General features: G+C 43.4%; 17 protein-coding genes and 1 pseudogene. 9 read left to right on the forward strand and 9 right to left on the reverse strand.

Annotated elements, in window-relative coordinates; genetic code table 11:
• Positions 1-48: 48 nt before the first annotated feature.
• From QQL36_RS17175 to QQL36_RS17180, 3 genes are all read right to left on the reverse strand, one after another.
• Positions 49-276, reverse strand: a complete 228-nt coding sequence (locus QQL36_RS17175; RefSeq protein ID WP_143709060.1) for a hypothetical protein — start codon at positions 274-276, stop codon at positions 49-51.
• Between the two features lie 131 nt (positions 277-407).
• Complete coding sequence (locus QQL36_RS35680) at positions 408-836, reverse strand: MauE/DoxX family redox-associated membrane protein (protein ID WP_415751061.1); 429 nt, start codon at positions 834-836, stop codon at positions 408-410.
• A gap of 9 nt (positions 837-845) precedes the next feature.
• Complete coding sequence (locus QQL36_RS17180; RefSeq protein ID WP_321570412.1) at positions 846-2,171, reverse strand: serine/threonine protein kinase; 1,326 nt, start codon at positions 2,169-2,171, stop codon at positions 846-848.
• Positions 2,172-3,056: 885 nt separating this feature from the next.
• Between QQL36_RS17180 and QQL36_RS17185 the strand changes: the two genes are divergently transcribed.
• From QQL36_RS17185 to QQL36_RS17200, 5 genes and pseudogenes are all read left to right on the forward strand, one after another.
• On the forward strand, positions 3,057-3,293 hold the full coding sequence (locus QQL36_RS17185) for a hypothetical protein (RefSeq protein WP_321570413.1): 237 nt from the start codon (positions 3,057-3,059) through the stop codon (positions 3,291-3,293).
• 20 nt (positions 3,294-3,313) lie between these two features.
• Positions 3,314-3,874, forward strand: coding sequence for an IS110 family transposase (locus tag QQL36_RS17190; RefSeq protein ID WP_321570552.1), 561 nt, complete (start codon positions 3,314-3,316; stop codon positions 3,872-3,874).
• 17 nt (positions 3,875-3,891) lie between these two features.
• A pseudogene (locus QQL36_RS35685) lies at positions 3,892-4,019 on the forward strand (transposase); the annotation flags it as partial.
• A complete protein-coding gene (locus tag QQL36_RS17195; RefSeq protein WP_321566646.1) occupies positions 4,020-4,232 on the forward strand; it encodes a hypothetical protein in 213 nt (70 codons plus the stop codon).
• A 237-nt stretch (positions 4,233-4,469) separates the two neighbouring features.
• Positions 4,470-5,822, forward strand: a complete 1,353-nt coding sequence (locus QQL36_RS17200) for a serine hydrolase (RefSeq protein WP_321570414.1) — start codon at positions 4,470-4,472, stop codon at positions 5,820-5,822.
• Positions 5,823-6,077: 255 nt separating this feature from the next.
• Here the strand turns inward: QQL36_RS17200 and QQL36_RS17205 are convergent, their stop codons facing one another.
• Positions 6,078-6,458 carry a hypothetical protein gene (locus QQL36_RS17205; protein ID WP_321570415.1) on the reverse strand — a complete coding sequence of 127 codons (381 nt, stop codon included), beginning with the start codon at positions 6,456-6,458 and terminating at the stop codon, positions 6,078-6,080.
• A 176-nt stretch (positions 6,459-6,634) separates the two neighbouring features.
• Positions 6,635-10,045 carry a PA14 domain-containing protein gene (locus QQL36_RS17210; protein ID WP_321570416.1) on the reverse strand — a complete coding sequence of 1,137 codons (3,411 nt, stop codon included), beginning with the start codon at positions 10,043-10,045 and terminating at the stop codon, positions 6,635-6,637.
• Between the two features lie 309 nt (positions 10,046-10,354).
• Between QQL36_RS17210 and QQL36_RS17215 the strand changes: the two genes are divergently transcribed.
• Complete coding sequence (locus QQL36_RS17215) at positions 10,355-11,545, forward strand: hypothetical protein (protein ID WP_083726475.1); 1,191 nt, start codon at positions 10,355-10,357, stop codon at positions 11,543-11,545.
• A 222-nt stretch (positions 11,546-11,767) separates the two neighbouring features.
• Entirely contained in the window at positions 11,768-12,322 is a 555-nt protein-coding gene (locus tag QQL36_RS17220) for a hypothetical protein (protein ID WP_083726477.1), read from the forward strand.
• Between the two features lie 11 nt (positions 12,323-12,333).
• Here the strand turns inward: QQL36_RS17220 and QQL36_RS17225 are convergent, their stop codons facing one another.
• The 4 genes from QQL36_RS17225 to QQL36_RS17240 are packed head-to-tail and all read right to left on the reverse strand — an operon-like array spanning position 12,334 to position 16,375.
• Positions 12,334-12,783, reverse strand: a complete 450-nt coding sequence (locus QQL36_RS17225; protein ID WP_083726479.1) for a hydrogenase maturation protease — start codon at positions 12,781-12,783, stop codon at positions 12,334-12,336.
• Positions 12,770-13,513: a Ni/Fe-hydrogenase, b-type cytochrome subunit gene (cybH, locus tag QQL36_RS17230; RefSeq protein WP_083726481.1), complete on the reverse strand. Its 744-nt coding sequence runs from the start codon at positions 13,511-13,513 to the stop codon at positions 12,770-12,772. Before cybH ends, QQL36_RS17225 begins: the two co-directional genes overlap by 14 nt.
• A gap of 10 nt (positions 13,514-13,523) precedes the next feature.
• Positions 13,524-15,248, reverse strand: a complete 1,725-nt coding sequence (locus QQL36_RS17235) for a nickel-dependent hydrogenase large subunit (RefSeq protein ID WP_321570417.1) — start codon at positions 15,246-15,248, stop codon at positions 13,524-13,526.
• A 14-nt stretch (positions 15,249-15,262) separates the two neighbouring features.
• Positions 15,263-16,375 (reverse strand): hydrogenase small subunit, encoded by a 1,113-nt coding sequence (locus QQL36_RS17240; RefSeq protein ID WP_143708986.1) that lies wholly within the window; start codon positions 16,373-16,375, stop codon positions 15,263-15,265.
• A gap of 134 nt (positions 16,376-16,509) precedes the next feature.
• On the opposite strand from QQL36_RS17240, the gene QQL36_RS17245 reads away from it, so the two are divergent.
• Both QQL36_RS17245 and QQL36_RS17250 read left to right on the forward strand, forming a co-directional pair.
• Positions 16,510-16,704: a hypothetical protein gene (locus tag QQL36_RS17245; RefSeq protein WP_083726487.1), complete on the forward strand. Its 195-nt coding sequence runs from the start codon at positions 16,510-16,512 to the stop codon at positions 16,702-16,704.
• A complete protein-coding gene (locus tag QQL36_RS17250) occupies positions 16,697-17,029 on the forward strand; it encodes a hydrogenase maturation nickel metallochaperone HypA (RefSeq protein WP_321570418.1) in 333 nt (110 codons plus the stop codon). The genes QQL36_RS17245 and QQL36_RS17250 overlap by 8 nt, the downstream gene beginning before the upstream one ends.
• Position 17,030 lies beyond the last annotated feature (1 nt).

A 17,030-nucleotide genomic window follows, 5' to 3' on the forward strand; every position in this document is an offset into this window, starting at 1 on the left:
AAAGAGCGTGGATCTTAATTGATACACGCTCTTTTTGTAAGTCCCTTATTAGTTTGATCTGGTTGCTACAAGATTGGGATTGTCTAATGCTTTTAAACAGGTAATGCCTGAGCCCGGGCAATTTACTTCAGCCTGTGCCGTCGTCCCATATAATACTGTAGTTCCTCCAATCGTAATCCAATAATGATTCTCTGCTCTTACATCGGGTTTGATTTTAGTCGCATATGCTGCTCCCACACCAATTAAAGCAGCCAGTGCTGCGAATGCTAATTTCATTTTGTTCATAAGATTTAATATTTAAAGTGATAGAAAAACGTCAAGCTGTAATTAGTATCAGACTTACCCATCCCTATCCGAACCGAAATCCAGACCGTGATAGTCATTCCAATCTAATACACTTTTATTGGTTACCGGGAGAATATATTCATCTTCCTAATCAGTAGGATAGCAACTAGTCCAATTGAAACAAAAAACAAATTAAAATACAAATGTTGTACCCACGTGAACTGAACAATGGCGCCGCCACATGAGCAAGGTATCTCCCCAAAATATCTTAACTCTATCAGGATAATATACCCCGTAAAAAGTATCATCATTCCCGTCGCAATCTTCAGCCCCGTAAATCGGGTCTTCTCCAACATCAATAACAATGATACACATAACTCGGTGAAAGGGATCCCCCATACCAACAGGGGCAACAACTGAGCAGGAAACGGCTGTTTATGCATCTGGGAAACAAATACATTAAAATCCATCCACTTGCTTACAGCCGCGTACACAAACATAGTAATAAACAGTAGGCATACTGTATTAAAGAACAGCATTCTAGTTTTCATAGTCTTTATTTATACCAGTTCTATCTTCCCCGGTATGTCGCCTGTCTTTAATAAGGTTATTATTGAGGAAAGAGTCGGTCTCTTGGCAGGAGCAGGGTCCAGGCAATTAATAACTACATCCAATAAAACTGCTTCTAATCCTGCATTTACCAGTGCATTATAAATATTTCCTGAAAAGCTCTCCTGATCAACAGGATTTAAAATCATAAATGCTAATACAACCCCCATTGAATAAATATCATCCCCCGGTTCCGGCTGCTCACTCCGCCTTTGCTGTGGCGACATAAACATCGCCGTTCCATAGCCAAAAGGTGGATCCGGTGTACCCGCCGGCATATAATACGCTAACTCAAAATCCAGCAGGTATACTTTGTCTTCCTTGATTATAAAATTATTAATCTGAACATCTCTATGTAAATATCCAAGCTCATGTAATCGTTTAAGGATTTCCGTTATCTGCAAAAAATAACCTAAGATCTTAACTTTGTCGACTACCCCCAATTCACGCCAGATGCGATCCCTGTACACATCTTTCAAGCGCTCCGGCAATACCTGTCCGTTTATATAACTCGTCACTAAATAATGATCTTCCCCCTTACTGCAAAAATCTATGACCTGTGGTACCGGCAATTCATGTTGTATGGCTTCCAGTACTGATTTCTGCCAGAATAACTTATGCGCCGATTCCCGACCATACCTATCTATAAATGACGCCGCTCGTGCCTGCTTAATGATACAATGTGAAAATGCAAACTGCTTTATATTCACCCCCAAATAGATATCCCCCTTGGGATTAAATCGTAATAACTTTGTCGGTATATAATACTTCCCGATAATCCCCTTGCGCCGCTTATTCCGGTAGGCCACAGGTATATGGTACCTGATACCGGTATCCAATGCTGTATATAAAACCTTGCCTATTCGAAGACTATCATAGGGTGTAATACCCTGAAAGGTACTCGTTACGCTTTCCAGCTCCCGGACCAGTTGTATCGCCTGTTTCGCCTGCTTTGGATAGATCTCGATGATCCTGCCCGCTTCTTTGATACCCAGCGTCAATCCATTACTCTGATCCACCAGTCTGTTGTTTTTTAACAACCGGTACGATACAGCATACCCCTCCAACACAGGGATTACCTGATGTAATAAAGATTGGACCTGTTGCGAAAGCACCGAAATATACAGCGTGAAATTATTCCGCAATTCACAATCGCCTACCTCCAGCCAATGCTCAGATTCCTGGTAAGGTATACCATATGATGACAGATCGCTTGCAAACTCTTTTACTTCGTGTGTACTCAAAGAATACCCGTTATTCAGTTGAAAAACTGACATAAATAGCAGTTATGTATTAGCTCGTCCTTGACCTGTGTGCGCGTACAGGCTTTTATAAAGTAGTTTTAAATATCATGGATATAAGAATAAAGTAAAATACACTTTGTCCTCTGAGTATAGTATGATATTATTATTATTTGTCCCCAATTTGAAATATTAGTCGAAAGACCAATTGTATGGAATGTATAACAGGAACTTTAAAAAAAAGTTCGGGGAATTTCATAAAATTTTTTTTATTGAATTGTTTTTTATGTTAATGTAATTATTTATCTCATTCTCCGGAGCTGTTGGGGTTTTTGAAGCATGATCTGCTAACTGACAGGTATACACACTTTTAGGTAATGTTATCTTGATAATGCCGGCCAGTAATCGGGGCATAGTTAAAGGGTAATCGGGTCGTTTTCAGGGTATAGCTATAGTACAGCTATACTATTATAAGTACACCATAAGGGCATCAACAGGGCACCTTAATATTTAAGGGATATGAAGGTGCCCTGTTGATGATGGAATGGTAATGAATCTACACTATGGCCCGACTATACCCCAACTACCCCTTTATAAGCCCGGGTTCACCTTGTGGCATGGTTTTATCAGTATGGACCCGTATGAAAGATTTACATAAGATAGTGACCAAAAAACGCCTGGGTTGCAATATTCTTGGCATTATCAGCTTTGTTTTGATATCTGTACAGATCGTTTTCGTAGTACTAATCATGTATAATAGGGTGCAAATCTGATAAAAATGGGGCCTTGTATCCTTAAATAAAACATTCATGAAAAGGAAATTCGCCAACGGGGAATGAAAACCATTTTCAGAAAAAACCCTCATGAACCGGGTTCACAAACGACTATGAAAATGGTGGTACCTTCGACAAAAGTACTACCATGGAACAATCACATATCAGTTTTGAACAGGTTGTGAGTCGCGGCTGTGGCCTCGATGTTCACCAGGAGAATGTAGTAGCCACCATCAGAGGAAATGGGTTGGAAGAACAAACCCGCACTTTTAGCACTTTCACAAGTTCACTTAGGGACCTGGTAGCTTGGCTTGAAGAATCCGGCATTACACATGTCGCAATGGAGAGCACGGGGTTTACTGGAAGCCTGTTTTTAATATACTGAAACCTCACTTTGAACTTATTCTGGTCAATGCCCGGCATATTAAATATGTGCCGGGGCATAAGACCGATCGCAATGACAGTGCCTGGATTGCAAAATTATTGCTAAGCGGGCTACTAAAGGGAAGTTTTATTCCACCGCAATACACTCGCGAATTACGGGAATTGTACCGATACAAACGTAAAGTAATAGGACAGCGGTCCAGTGAATATAACCGGTTACAGAACATTTTAGAGACAGCCAATATCAAATTGAGCACTGTAGTCAGTGATGTATTCGGTGTAAGTGGCTGGTCAATGATCACTGCCATTATTGAAGGAGAACAGGATCCTATGATATTGGCCAATTTGGCAAAAGGTAGGCTCAAAATCAAAAAACAAGAGCTTATTCTTGCATTAGAAGGCCATCTCAATGAGCATCACCGTTTTATGCTCAGCCTGTCTAAAACTGTTATTTTACAGCTAAATGACCTACTTGGTCAGGTGGATAACCGTATAGATCAGTACTTAAAAAAATGGGAGGAAGAAGTAAAATTACTTCAGACTATTCCCGAGTACAAAAACAAACAGCTACCGCCATCTTAGCCGAAATAGGTACAGATATGCATGCGTTCCCTAATCAGCATCATTTGGCTAGTTGGTGTGGTTTATGTCCTGGTAATAATGAAAGTGCCGGAAAAAGAAAAGTGAAAGAATCAATCATGGCAACAGATCCCTTAAAACCGCACTCGTGGAAGCAGCATGGGCTGCAGCACATACGAAAGATACTTATCTGAAAAGAAAATATTATACTTTGAGTATACGAAGAGGCAAAAAACGAGCACTTATTGCAATTTCACACAAAATCCTAATTGCCGCTTATTTTATACTCAAAAATAGAGTGCCATATATGGAACCTGATAATCAGGAGTGGCTAAAAAAGAAAGCAGGCGCAGATAAATAATTATCTCAGACGCCTGCGCGAGCTTGAGGCATTACCCCCATCTCAATAAGATTACTAAGTTACAAAAATCGACCTTTTATTGGTGCTTTTTCAGCCTGTAGAAAAAACTGATTTAAGACTCTAAGTACAAACGATTGTTGCTATAAGCACGAAAAGAAAATTTTAATCCTATAGAGTCATATCAAATTATGGCCTGGACGAACTATTTTCAAAGAAAAAAGGATATTTTTAGCTACCATGATGAAAAAACTATATTTAACCCTTGCTGGCTGTATCTATATCGCAGCAACTATTTCTGCCCAAACTACCGGTTTGCAGGAGCAATTACCCCTGTTAATGCACCGTGATCATATTCCCGGCCTGTCGGCTGCCTATATCTATCACGGCAAGGTAACCTGGGTGCAACATTTCGGTACCGCCGACGAAACTACCCATTCCCCTGTAACAGACAGTACCCTGTTTGAAGCAGCCTCACTTACAAAAGTCGTGACTGCCTATGCCGCCATGCAACTCATTTCCGAAGGGAAACTTAATCCTGACAAACCGCTCAATGAATACCTGGGTAATAACTACGATATCGGAAACGACCCCCGTATCCACAAGATCACCGCCCGCAGGGTGTTGTCACATAGCGCCGGTTTGCCTAACTGGCGCCCCAATAAAGATTCATCCCTGCCTATCAATTTTACCCCCGGCGATCACTTTAGCTATTCAGGAGAAGGGTTCGTATACCTCGCCGTAGTCATGGAAAAGATCACAGGCATGACCTATGAGCAATTGATCAATAAAAGGGTATTCCTCCCATTAGGAATGAAACATAGCCATCTCACCTATCTTCCGGCTATTAAATCATATGCCAGAAGACATGACTGGATGGGAAACCCCACCTGGCTACCTGATTATACCAATATTAATGCTGCTGCCAGTCTGCGTACCACCGCAAAGGACTACGCTACCTTCCTGGCTGCTATACTGAATACACCCAAAGGCATGTTTCAGTCACAGATTCATGTAGATACCGCAAAGGCTCCTCAACTCAGCTGGGGATTAGGTGTAGGACTGGATAGTGTTGCAGCGACCCGGTATTGCTGGCATTGGGGGGATCAGGGCGATTCAAGGGCCTTCTTTTGTGGAGATATCAGTAAAAAGGATGGCATCGTATTTTTAACCAATAGTGCCAACGGCTTATCTATCGTACCCGATGTATTGGAGGTTGTATTTGGACCGCAGCAACTGGATATCAATAAATTTGTTGCGTATGGAAAATTCGAGCCTACTGCGCTAACTTTAATACAGACTATTCAAAAAGACGGTGCCGGAAAGGCGCTCATTGATAGCAAAATCGATGAAGACCATCTCAATACCATCGGCTATTATTTTTTAAACAAAAAGGATTATACGAACGCCATCGGCGTGTTTGCAAAAGCTACTACCGACCATCCGGATTCTTACAATGCGTGGGATAGTTTGGCAGAAGCATATATGAACCAGGGCAACAAAGAAAAGGCGATCGAATATTATGAAAAATCATTGGTGCTGAATCCGCAGAATAATAATGCGGTGGAGAAACTGAAAGAATTGAGGAAGTGATCACTTCCTCAATTGCGTAGGTGGAAAACCAAATAACTTCTTGAAAGCATAACTTATTATACCTCGCGAGATGATTCCTGCGGACAATACAATACTGTCCGGGCAATAGCGTATAGCTTTTATGCCCATCATATCCTTCCATCTTTCCCTTCAGTAAATAAATAAAAATATGTTCTGCAATAAATGCTTCCGGTGAAATATGATGACCAATGTAGCAGGACCTGATCTGATCGATTTTCATGAGCATGACCAAATTTACTGAATTGCACTATATTTAATCAGGCTTTCTGCCGCTGCTAACACAGCAGTTTCATTACTCCGTGGAGCCCAGCCTAAAACCTTTATCGCCTTTTGATTGCTGGCATTGCGGTTGACTCCCAATAACGGCGCTATTGCTTTTGCCTTTTGATTACCCAAAAGCGCAGCGAGTTTTACTTTCCAGTCAGCCAATGGTTTTGTAGATATTTTAACTCCCACAGCAGGCATTTTATTTTTTATATACTGGGCTATCTGCAGCAGACTCATAGTGCCACCTGCTAATGCCAGGAACCTTTCTCCATTGGCCTGATACAGTGACTTGCTACGAATCCTGTGCCACCGGTGACGAGTACCTGTTGCATTGTTGTTTTTATACAAATGTCAGGTGTATTTGAGTTGGTAGCTTTGTTGAGAAGTCATTTTTTGAAAAAAAAGAAGGTGTATCATAGATAAAAGAAACTCCTGAGAAACGGATAAAATAGAATCTGGCCCCATCAGGTCTCCGAATTAAAAGAGGGTGTATCTGACTTGTGATACACCCCCCTTTTTCATAACTATTTCTTCACAATCGTTTTTGTCGTTCGTGTACCATTCGCATCAATGGTTATCATATAAGCACCCTTCGGTAATGCAGATATATTCAACGTTTCTCCTGATTGCACCGGTCTTGCCGGCATCACCTGTCTGCCCAGTAAATCAAATATCGTCACCTTGGCCTGTGCCGCATTAAATTGCAGGTGAACATCATTAGATGTAGGATTTGGATAAATGAGCACCTTCGTAGGCGTAGTTACCAGTTGTAGCGCAGCTACGCGTGCTGTACTAGTCAAACCGGTTGTATACAACTGATTGGTTGGAATAATCTCTTTTACCTGTGAGCTACTTGACCATGACAGCTTTGCATTTGCACCGCCATAGTCTTCAAAGTATTCCATCTTAAAATCGTACTGCTGACCAGCCGTCAACGCAATCGTGCCACTATATTCAATATCCCAGTCATTAATCCATTTGTCAATCACCAGCTGGTTATTGATCCACAAACGTCTGCCATTATCACTGGTGATATAGAAAGTATATGTACCCGTGTAACGTGGCTCGATCTTACCCGTCCAGCGAATAGAGGTGTGGTCGATTGTAAGTCCGGGAGCAGGTGAACCTTCACCCCAATCGAAATTAATATTCGGATCAATCCGGGATATTTTCAGGGTATCGAAGTTCATACCATTGTAATAGTTACCTGTGAGGCCATTGCCATTACCTACAGTGGCACCTTGGTACAATTGCCACCTGGATGACAACTGGCCGGTATCTGCTCTTTGCACCAATCTTGCTTCCGCAGCAGTACTTTCATTTTCAATGGAGATCACTTTTCCACTTAATACATTGATGAATTTGTAATACCCACTATCTGCAGCGATCGCAATGAATTGCTGATTCGTGGCATGTTGATCTGTATATTGCCAGATGTATGCATTGTCTGCCGTGCTGGAATTTGCCACATCCAGTACTTTGGCGCTGTGATACGCAGTGAGGGAGTAGATACCATCACCCATATGTTTGAAAGTAAAAGTCTGGTTCGCCGCTCCGGTAGGTGTCCATAATTGCAGACTCGCACCATTGCCTGTGCCACCAAGACCACCACGTACATCCATGTAGTAGTTGCTTTTTACGTTTCTTAAAGTATAAGAACCTGCCAGGTTAGGGTCACCGTTAGCACGTACCCGTAATGAACTGAGTTTATCATCCCAGCTGTTCAGGAAAGCTGTATCACGGGTCAGCACAAGACTGTCTCCACCAAATTCGTCATTCCAATAGAGCACTGCCTGGTAACCTTTGGCAATCTTTACAGAAGTGACTTCGTCATTGTTGATCCCCTTTAACTTCAGACCGGATAATTTATACGCACCGATATTAAACCCTGCATGGAAGCCCGCGTAATTCAGGTCCTGGTACAAGGTAACCGGTCCTGAGCTGGTATCAGGTCTGCTGAATAATTGCGCGGCCGGAACGATCTGTTTAGACTGTGAAGCGCTTTCCCAGGAGAGATGACAGAAGGCATCACCAACACCTTCTCCATATTGCAATTCAATATTGTATTTCTGACCCGCTGTGAGCGCAATAGTGCCAGTGCGGGTATAAGCACCCTGTGTTTCGTAATCGTTGATGAGGGTTTGTCCATTTACAATGAGCTTCACTCCATCATCGGAATAACAGGAGAAGGTATACGTTTCAGAATACAAAGGTTGAATTTGTCCAGACCATTTTACAGAGAAATTATTATATCCCAGGTATTGATTGTTGGGAGAAAGATTCGCCCAGTCAGCATCTATGTTTTGGTTAAAAAGCCTATACCTGAGCGTATCCTGGTGATAACCGCTGTAGAAGTCCGCACGCAATCCATTTCCTTGTCCAACATTCAATCCTTTGATATTCTTGCGGATGAGCCACACGAATTCATCAGGAGCTACTACACGTACATTACTGTTCAGCCGGTTGATACAATCAATGACATCATCTACACTTCTGTCCCATACGTGTACAGAGATCAGGCTATAGCCATCCTGTGAGTTGATATTCGTGGATGCTGCATTGAGGGTATTGGCCAGCGAAGTGGGAGAGGACAAGGTGCCCCACAGTGTATATCTGCCACCGATAGACGGTTTATCTTTGTACCAGTCTATTTGTCCGGCTCTGCCTGTGTAGTTGGCGCCGTAGCTATAGTAAAAAAGTGCATCGATATTATCCTGCTTCAGGTAAGGAGTAGGATCGTTATCACTGTCATCTGCATCGATGATGTTCACGATACGGAGGTCCGCCTGTTTCATGTATTTATTGAGCAGGTTACACTCTGTAGTGAGGTCGGCATCCGGCACACGACCGGGGAAAAAGTAACCTCTGCCAGAAGGACCGGCAATGAGCACATTACGACCATCAGGCGTGGTGAGACAGTTATCTACATACTTCTCGTACATAAGCGGTGCGGCTTCAGACAAAGAGGGGGAGATGGTCCAGCCGAGGTTCACGTGGCCACGGTTAGGGTTTGCCCAGTTGTTCGTATTGTCCGAAGTGCCGAGTAACCATTGCAGGTTATCGCCATCAGTAATAACAAAGCATACGGTGTGTACATTTGGTACTACCTCGTATGGTTTGATAGCCGGCTTTTGTTGAAAGCCATCTTTTTTAGGTGGGATCTGGGAGAGGGCAGACATATTCGGCGCCCAGTCTGAAGGGAGTATCAAAGCAGTATGCAGGGACAATTGCTCTACGGTATTGTACTCAGATGGCCCCCAGCCAAAGTAGGCAGCGCCTTTGTTCATACGGTTGTACACATTGCTGGCCAGCACACCGGTAACGGTATCAGACCAGAACTGAAAGGCTTTGCTGTAACTGGAAAAGTCGCCCATGTAGTAGACCCTGTCATCAGAACTTTGCTGGTAAGTAGCGACGTTCTTGTTGAAGAGACTACCATAATTGGCAAGTACCCAGGCTTCGTCGTGGGTGGTCACATCCAGTAGTTTTGTGAGGCCAGCATTGATGGCTTCAGATTCGATGTCGGTTGGGATCGCGACAGCATTCATCACACCGGCCAGTGAGATGGCTGCATTCGTAGATTTGTCCTTTGGGTTACAAAGGATGTAACCGGCCAGGCGGTTGGCATAGTGGGCCAGCAGACCGGCGAAGTTGTTGTAGTAAGTGGTATTGGTTTTAATACCGGCGTTTTCTACCAGGGTACGGTGACCATAGGTGTCTCTCAGGATTTCAGGTTTCGTCTGGGCAATGACGCCTTGCAGGGTTTGTAGGGCGACCTTTTCAGAGGTAGACATGTTCTCTGAGGTGACGAAGAGGCTATCGGGTACGGCAGATAATGTGAATGGGCTGCCAGCTACACGGGGCGGTTTTCGTTGTGCCTGTGCAGAAAGTACGGATAGCAGGATTACCAGAGGAATTAGGTAATGTGTTTTCATGATGGAACGGGTTTTTGTTTGGAAACAAGAGTACTTCTGGAATAGAAAGCGTTTTCATTATGTAGAATGATAGGTAAGTCGTGGAATTGGGTTAGTGTCATTTACAGCACTTGACTAAGATATGTTTTGTTCGGGGAATTTGCAAGGCATTGAAATTTGTACTTGGCGATTTACACTTTATTAATAACTTTGTGGTGATTGCTGTAGTGAGTAGTTAACTTTAAGAACTGCACTACATTGGAATTATCCCATATTTGTATAAGTGAGTGTAAACCCAATATTCAGATTTAATTTTTTTAATTTTCTATTATGAAATCAATTTTACTGATTTTATCCCTTACATGTTCTTTAGTATTGCCAGTGCATGCGCAATATTATAATGACATTTGTTCCTTTTCTATTAACCAGACACCCACTTATGGGGCAAAGATTAAAACGAATATTCCCTTTGCAAACAGCTCTGCTATGCCAACGGTAATTATAGAGGGATTTGATTACGCAACTAGTTCCCCTTTGAATCTGACGCTAACCTGGTACGTTTTCAATAACATCTTTTATAAGAGTTCTGTTGCAACGGCTGGTGGGTCCAATCCTCCCATTACGTTGGCAAACGAGAATGGGAAAATTTCAATATTCCTGGATTACAAGAGTTATTATTTGCGTTTCCATGTACGGGCTTTTGCAAAAGGTCTGAATGAAGAGACCGCGGCAAATTTTTCCAACTGGACGGTTGTTGACTCTGCGTTGATAACGGACGCAAGTACGGTGACGACTATCAGTTACAGGAATAACTATGCCGGTACGGTGTACCTGCCGGATAGTATTACTGCTACGGGTGCAGGCAAATTTGGAGTAGGTACCCTGAATCCAAGGGCCTCGCTTGATGTGGCGACAACGTTACCTGATACGGTGACTTCGGTACTAGGGCGGTTAGCTCCCGGCAATACGGTGGCAGATGGTACTTATCTTGGTGTGAAATCATATAGTGCTTCGGGGACTAACATACCAATGTTTGGTTTGATTAGTAAATACGCTGCATTTTTGAATAGTGGGATTATCTTTAATAAAGGTAGTAATACGATAGGGGGATATCTCACTTTTTTGACAAATGATGGAACAGAACAGATGCGGTTGGATAAGAATGGAAATCTGCTGATCGGTACTACAATAACGGGAAACTTTAAACTCGCAGTAGCAGGTACCATTGGTGCTAAGAAACTACAAATTACGCAATCTGGTTGGGCAGACTATGTATTCAATCCTGGTTATAAACTACCTTCATTAGCAGAAGTTGAAGCCCATATCCAGGCAAATCACAGATTACCTGAAATTCCCTCAGAGAAAGAAATTTCAGAAAAAGGACTGGATGTAGCCGAAATGCAGAAATTACAAATGCAAAAGATTGAAGAACTAACCTTGTACCTGATAGAGGAGCACAAGGCAAATGTGAAATTACAACAGGAAGTAGCGGAGTTAAAAGCGAAATTAGAGAATAAGTAGATTGGAATTGGCCTGCGGCAGCAAGGAAGATGTCTCATTTCAGCTGGCGCCGATGAGGGGCGGTTTTGTAGCTGAGAGAACGAAGATTCTTGTTAACTGGCGCCATCTATGGTGGACTTTGTAGCTACCAGTATAACTGCTCTTTTGAACTCAAACCATGATACAGGATTTTAATTCCCATCGCCAGGTACAAATGACCTAATTTCATAGAAATATTTACCTATGAAGGAGCTCTTTATTTTCATTGTCGAAGCTTTTATCTTCACCTTCCTGGCCCTCAGGCTGGCTGACCTCCTATGGGACTGGTTAATAAAAGCGCCTCAAAACGATGAAATAAAGAAATTCAAAATAGGACGCGGCATCCTTATCTGGATCCTCTTTGCCTCTTTAAAACACATCGTGTTTTATTTCGACGAAGGCGGCTCTGAATACCGAAGCATCCCTGTTCAATATCCTTATTTTATAAAGGAGGGAGTGGATGGCAGCTACCTCTACAAACAAAATGATGATGAGGCAATACCATGCGAGATCAGTCAATTCGCTATCAGCGGATCAAAGTTCTACTATACCTGCAAAGAACACAGAACAGATATTCGCATCTTCGATTGTAATGATCAATCCATCAGAATTGCCCAAACCGGTCCAGTATTAAAGGATTTCTCCCCCCAATACTACTGGTATCATCTTGTGAAAATTGACCTGTCAGGTATTATAATATTCGCAGTCCTTCAACTATGGATCATGTTCAAACTAAACAAAAGCCGGTCAAAACATTGACCGGCTTTTTACTAAATAACACTTCTTATTTCCTCCAACAACAAAGGTATACACCCCTCAATCTCCTCAGTCAATTCCATCCCCTGTTGTTGGATACTTTCAATACTTACCACGAACAAATACAACTCCGGCATCGTACCCAACAACTGCAACGCACTCACCAAATCCTTCAATCCAATATCATGCGCACTGATCTCCGGCGGAAAATCACTCGCATACTTTGGCTGTATACACCTGATCGTTCCCGGCTTCAACCCATCCAAAGTCGCATCCACCAAAATAACCCTTTCATACAGCTCAAAATATTCCAGCAAATGAAACCCACCTGTTCCACCATCAATTACATCAATCCCCGGAATATCCTGCGATATCTCTAACCGTTGCGCCACATGCACACCGAGTCCTTCATCTCCCATGAGATAATTTCCAACTCCTAATAATAATGTCTTACTTTTTCTCATCTGTTAACACGCTTCTGTCAGGAGCTGTTTGTTTATCTTTCTGAAATGCTTCTTCTTCAATAAATTTCCATCCTCCTACCATACTACTCGTCTCACCACGTCCTTCCACATAATCATGATAGAACACCAGGTACACATGTATCACTACAAACAATATAAAGAACCACATAGTCCAGTGATGGATCTGTCTTACCATAATATCTCCACCCAGAATAGTCGGTACCCATGAAAATAACTTAGGGAACCACCAGTTACTCATAGACGCATACAACCCAAACCCGGTCAATGATTGAATACCAAAAGCAATGAAGGTGAAAAAGTAAATAAAACCCGCCAGTGCATTGTGTCCCACACTCAGGTGTTCTTTTCCTTTGAGTTGTAAGATGTCGATCTTCAACACCTGCCAGATCTCTTTAAAGAAGAACTTCCCCGTAGGGATAAACTGCTTCCAGTTAGCATACTTATTACCCACAAACCCCCAGTACAAACGGAAGATAAAGTTGAAGAAGAAAATATAAGCTGCAATGAAATGGATAGCTCGCATCCATCCCATTACAAACCGCTTCGACGCCTCCTGGTGACTACTGATCACCAGCGGATTGGAAATGTAAAAGCCGGTGACGATGAGCGCCACCATTACCAATGCATTGAGCCAATGGTACAGTCGTACCGGCAATTCCCATGTATACACACGTCTGAGCCGGTGTATATGGATATATTTCTTAGCCATAAGTTCGCATTTATGCTTCTAATACACTCACCCTGTTGATATGATTACCATGTTCATCATACAGGTGCACGGCACATGCCAGACATGGATCAAATGAATGCACCGTACGCAGTATTTCCAGTGGTTGCTTTTCATCTGCCACCGGTGTACCGACCAATGCAGATTCATAAGCAGAGAGCTGACCTTTACTGTCGCGTGGAGATGCATTCCAGGTAGTAGGTACTACAAGCTGGTAGTTGGAGATCTTTTTATCTTCGATATTGATCCAGTGTGCGAGTGCACCACGAGGTGCTTCGGCATGTCCTACACCAATGGCTTTCTTAGGCCAGGTATCCGGGTTGAACATGTCCATATTCGCCATACGGGTATCTCCTTTTTTGATATTATCTACCAGTTGATAGTAGAAGTCCAATGCCCACTGAGATACGAGTGAAGCTTCGAATCCTCTTGCAGCAGTACGACCTAAAGTGGAGATGAGTGCAGTAGCAGGAATATCCAGTGTTTTCAAAGCTCTGTCTACAACATCTTTAAATTCTTCGCGACCTCTGGCATAGCCTACCAGCACACGTGCCAGCGGGCCCACTTCCATAGCATGTCCCTGCCAGCGGGGTGTTTTTAAATAGCTATAGGCCTGAGACATATCCAGGTGTTCGAACGGTGGCTTAGGACCTGTGTACTTGATCTTGCTTTCTCCTTTCCATGGATGCAACCCAATATCTTTTCCCCCTTTATATTCGTACCAGCTATGTGTAATGAATTCCTGTACATCGCCATCGTTGCGTAAGTCTACCTCATAGAGTTTGCTCAGGTCTTTATTTAAAATCACACCGGGAGGGAATTTGTAAGAGGATGCATCGCGATAGCCATTCCATGGCAGATCGCCATACACCATAAAGTTTCCCAGACCGCCACCGATGCTACCCCATTCCTTATAATAAGAAGCAATGGTCATCAGGTCAGGAATATATACCTGTTCGATGAACGTTTTGGCTTCATCTAAAATACTTTTCACTAATGACAATCGTTCTGCATTGATACCGCTTACATCGTCCATACCGATGGCGCAGGCCATACCACCTACAAGGTAGTTAGGGTGTGGGTTCTTACCACCAAATACGGCATGTACTTTCACCACTTCTTTCTGCCATTCCAGTGCTTCGAGATAGTGAGCCAGACCGATCAGATTTACTTCAGGAGGTAGTTTGTAAGCGGGGTGACCCCAATACCCATTGGAGAAAATACCCAATTGGCCACTGTCTACAAGTTTTTTAATTCTCTTTTGCAAGTCACTAAAATAACCTGGAGAGCTTTTAGGCCATTTGGATATTTTCTGCGCAAGAGCAGATGTCTGTTGTGGATCAGCTTTGAGGGCATTCACAACATCAATCCAGTCCATGGCATGGAGGTGATAGAAATGGACAACGTGATCATGCATAAAAGACGTGCAATACATAATATTGCGTACCAGTTCAGCGTTGGGCGGGACGGTGATATTCAAAGCGTCTTCTACAGATCTTACGGAGGTGAGCGAGTGTACAGAAGTGCACACACCGCATACACGGCCTACAATAGCCCATGCATCGCGGGGATCACGGTTCCGGAGTATTTCTTCCAGCAGGCGCACCATGGTACCGCTACTGTAAGCATCTTTTATTTTCCCATTTTCTATTTCTGCTTCTATACGAAGGTGTCCTTCAATCCTCGTGACAGGATCTACGACAATTCTTTTATTCATAATGGTGGAATTTCTCAGTGATCCAATTCTTTTTCATCTTTTCTGCCTTCATCTTCCAACATATGGATGTTGTCTTTCTTGCGGATGTTCGTCATCACAGCATGTCCCAATACTCCGGCTGCGGTAGCTCCCAGGGCGATGCCGCCTACCACATCGGCAGTGGCTTCGATACCAAAGCCAGCAAATGCAGAAGCGCGCTCGTACAAGCGTCCGTTGTCCCAGTAGTTTTCTTCACTACATCCTATACATCCATGGCCTGACTGGATAGGGAAGCTGGTACCTCCATTCCATTTCGTGACACCACAGGCATTGTAAGTAACCGGACCTTTACATCCTACCTTATATAAACAGTATCCTTTCTTTGCATTTTCGTCATCAAAGCTTTCCACGTACAATCCGGCATCGAAGAATGGCCTGCGATAGCAGGTGTCATGAATACGTTTGCTATAGAAAGCTTTTGGTCTGCCCAAAGCATCCAGTTGAGGAATACGGTCAAAGGTGACGAGGTGAACGATCACCCCTGCCATTACCTCGCCGATTGGCGGACAGCCAGGTACCTTAATAATAGGTATCCCTTTTACGAGTTTGTGAATAGGGGTGGCAGCAGTTGGGTTCGGCTTTGCAGCCTGTACACAACCATTGCAGGCACAGCTTCCCCAGGCAATCACTGCCTTGGCGCCGGCTGCGGCTTCTTCCAGGATCTGCATGGAGGTTTTACCACCTATCATACAGTATACACCATCAGCTTCTACAGGCACACTACCTTCCACACAAAGGATGTATTCTCCTTTATATTTGGTCATCGTATTGTGCATCGCTTCTTCTGCCTGGAAACCGGACGCGGCCATCAGGGTTTCTGTGTAGTCAAGCGATATCTGGTCCAGGAGAATATCGGCAACAATAGGGTGGGAGGACCGGATAAAGCTTTCGCTGCAACAGGTGCATTCCTGGAAATGTAACCATATCACCGGTATTCTGGGCTTGTTGGCCATCGACTTAGCGATTTGGCCGACTGCAGACCGTTCCAACCCCATGAAGGCTGCCATCATAGTGGCAAATTTCATGAAGTCACGCCGGCTGTAGCCCTTGTTTTTCATTTCGTCGTAATACGTTAAAGGCTGGCTCATGAGCATATGTTTATCGTCATTGAAGTTACCGCAAATGGCAGGGGCCGGAGATGATGACCATCAGAAATACGGCTGATCCTAGTTACCCTTTTTGCGGCAATTCAATCTTTACTTTGAGGGTACAAACGAGCCCAATGAAAAGATCACTAATACTCTCAATCATTTTATTGCCACTTATGGCGTCGGCACATCCCGGTCATGGAACGACTGAAGGCTTTACAATCATCCACTACTTTACGGAATGGAACCATGCTATGTTTACATGGCCGGTGATACTGCTGACTATCGGATTAATAATAAGAGCAAAGAGAAGCACGGGGAATGCATGAGTTGTCCATAGTAATGGGCATCATTGATGTAGTCACGGAATATGCACAGGGTACACCCGTCAAAGAGGTAACACTGGATATTGGTTGCCTCACGACGATCGAGCTATTTGCTTTTGATATGGCCTGGAAACAGGCGATCAAAGGTACACTACTTGAAAGCGCTACGCTGGACATTAACCGGATCGAAGGGAAGGCCTTGTGCCTGGAGTGTGGGGAAGAGTTTGCTATTAATGAAGTATATGATGCCTGTACAGGATGCGGAAGTCACCTGATACAAATTGCACAGGGAAAGGAATTGAAAGTACGTTCATTGATCATTTATTAAA

This window comes from Chitinophaga sp. LS1 (assembly GCF_034274695.1).
GTDB lineage: Bacteria > Bacteroidota > Bacteroidia > Chitinophagales > Chitinophagaceae > Chitinophaga.

Coding starts and splice junctions, on each gene's coding strand:
- QQL36_RS17210 (WP_321570416.1), bottom strand. CDS start 10,045: ATGAAAACACATTACCTAATTCCTCTGGTAATCCTGCTATCCGTACTT.
- QQL36_RS17185 (WP_321570413.1), top strand. CDS start 3,057: ATGGAACAATCACATATCAGTTTTGAACAGGTTGTGAGTCGCGGCTGT.
- QQL36_RS35680 (WP_415751061.1), bottom strand. CDS start 836: ATGAAAACTAGAATGCTGTTCTTTAATACAGTATGCCTACTGTTTATT.
- QQL36_RS17250 (WP_321570418.1), top strand. CDS start 16,697: ATGCATGAGTTGTCCATAGTAATGGGCATCATTGATGTAGTCACGGAA.
- QQL36_RS17245 (WP_083726487.1), top strand. CDS start 16,510: ATGAAAAGATCACTAATACTCTCAATCATTTTATTGCCACTTATGGCG.
- QQL36_RS17175 (WP_143709060.1), bottom strand. CDS start 276: ATGAAATTAGCATTCGCAGCACTGGCTGCTTTAATTGGTGTGGGAGCA.
- QQL36_RS17235 (WP_321570417.1), bottom strand. CDS start 15,248: ATGAATAAAAGAATTGTCGTAGATCCTGTCACGAGGATTGAAGGACAC.
- QQL36_RS17215 (WP_083726475.1), top strand. CDS start 10,355: ATGAAATCAATTTTACTGATTTTATCCCTTACATGTTCTTTAGTATTG.
- QQL36_RS17225 (WP_083726479.1), bottom strand. CDS start 12,783: ATGAGAAAAAGTAAGACATTATTATTAGGAGTTGGAAATTATCTCATG.
- QQL36_RS17180 (WP_321570412.1), bottom strand. CDS start 2,171: ATGTCAGTTTTTCAACTGAATAACGGGTATTCTTTGAGTACACACGAA.
- QQL36_RS17240 (WP_143708986.1), bottom strand. CDS start 16,375: ATGAGCCAGCCTTTAACGTATTACGACGAAATGAAAAACAAGGGCTAC.
- cybH (WP_083726481.1), bottom strand. CDS start 13,513: ATGGCTAAGAAATATATCCATATACACCGGCTCAGACGTGTGTATACA.
- QQL36_RS17220 (WP_083726477.1), top strand. CDS start 11,768: ATGAAGGAGCTCTTTATTTTCATTGTCGAAGCTTTTATCTTCACCTTC.
- QQL36_RS17200 (WP_321570414.1), top strand. CDS start 4,470: ATGATGAAAAAACTATATTTAACCCTTGCTGGCTGTATCTATATCGCA.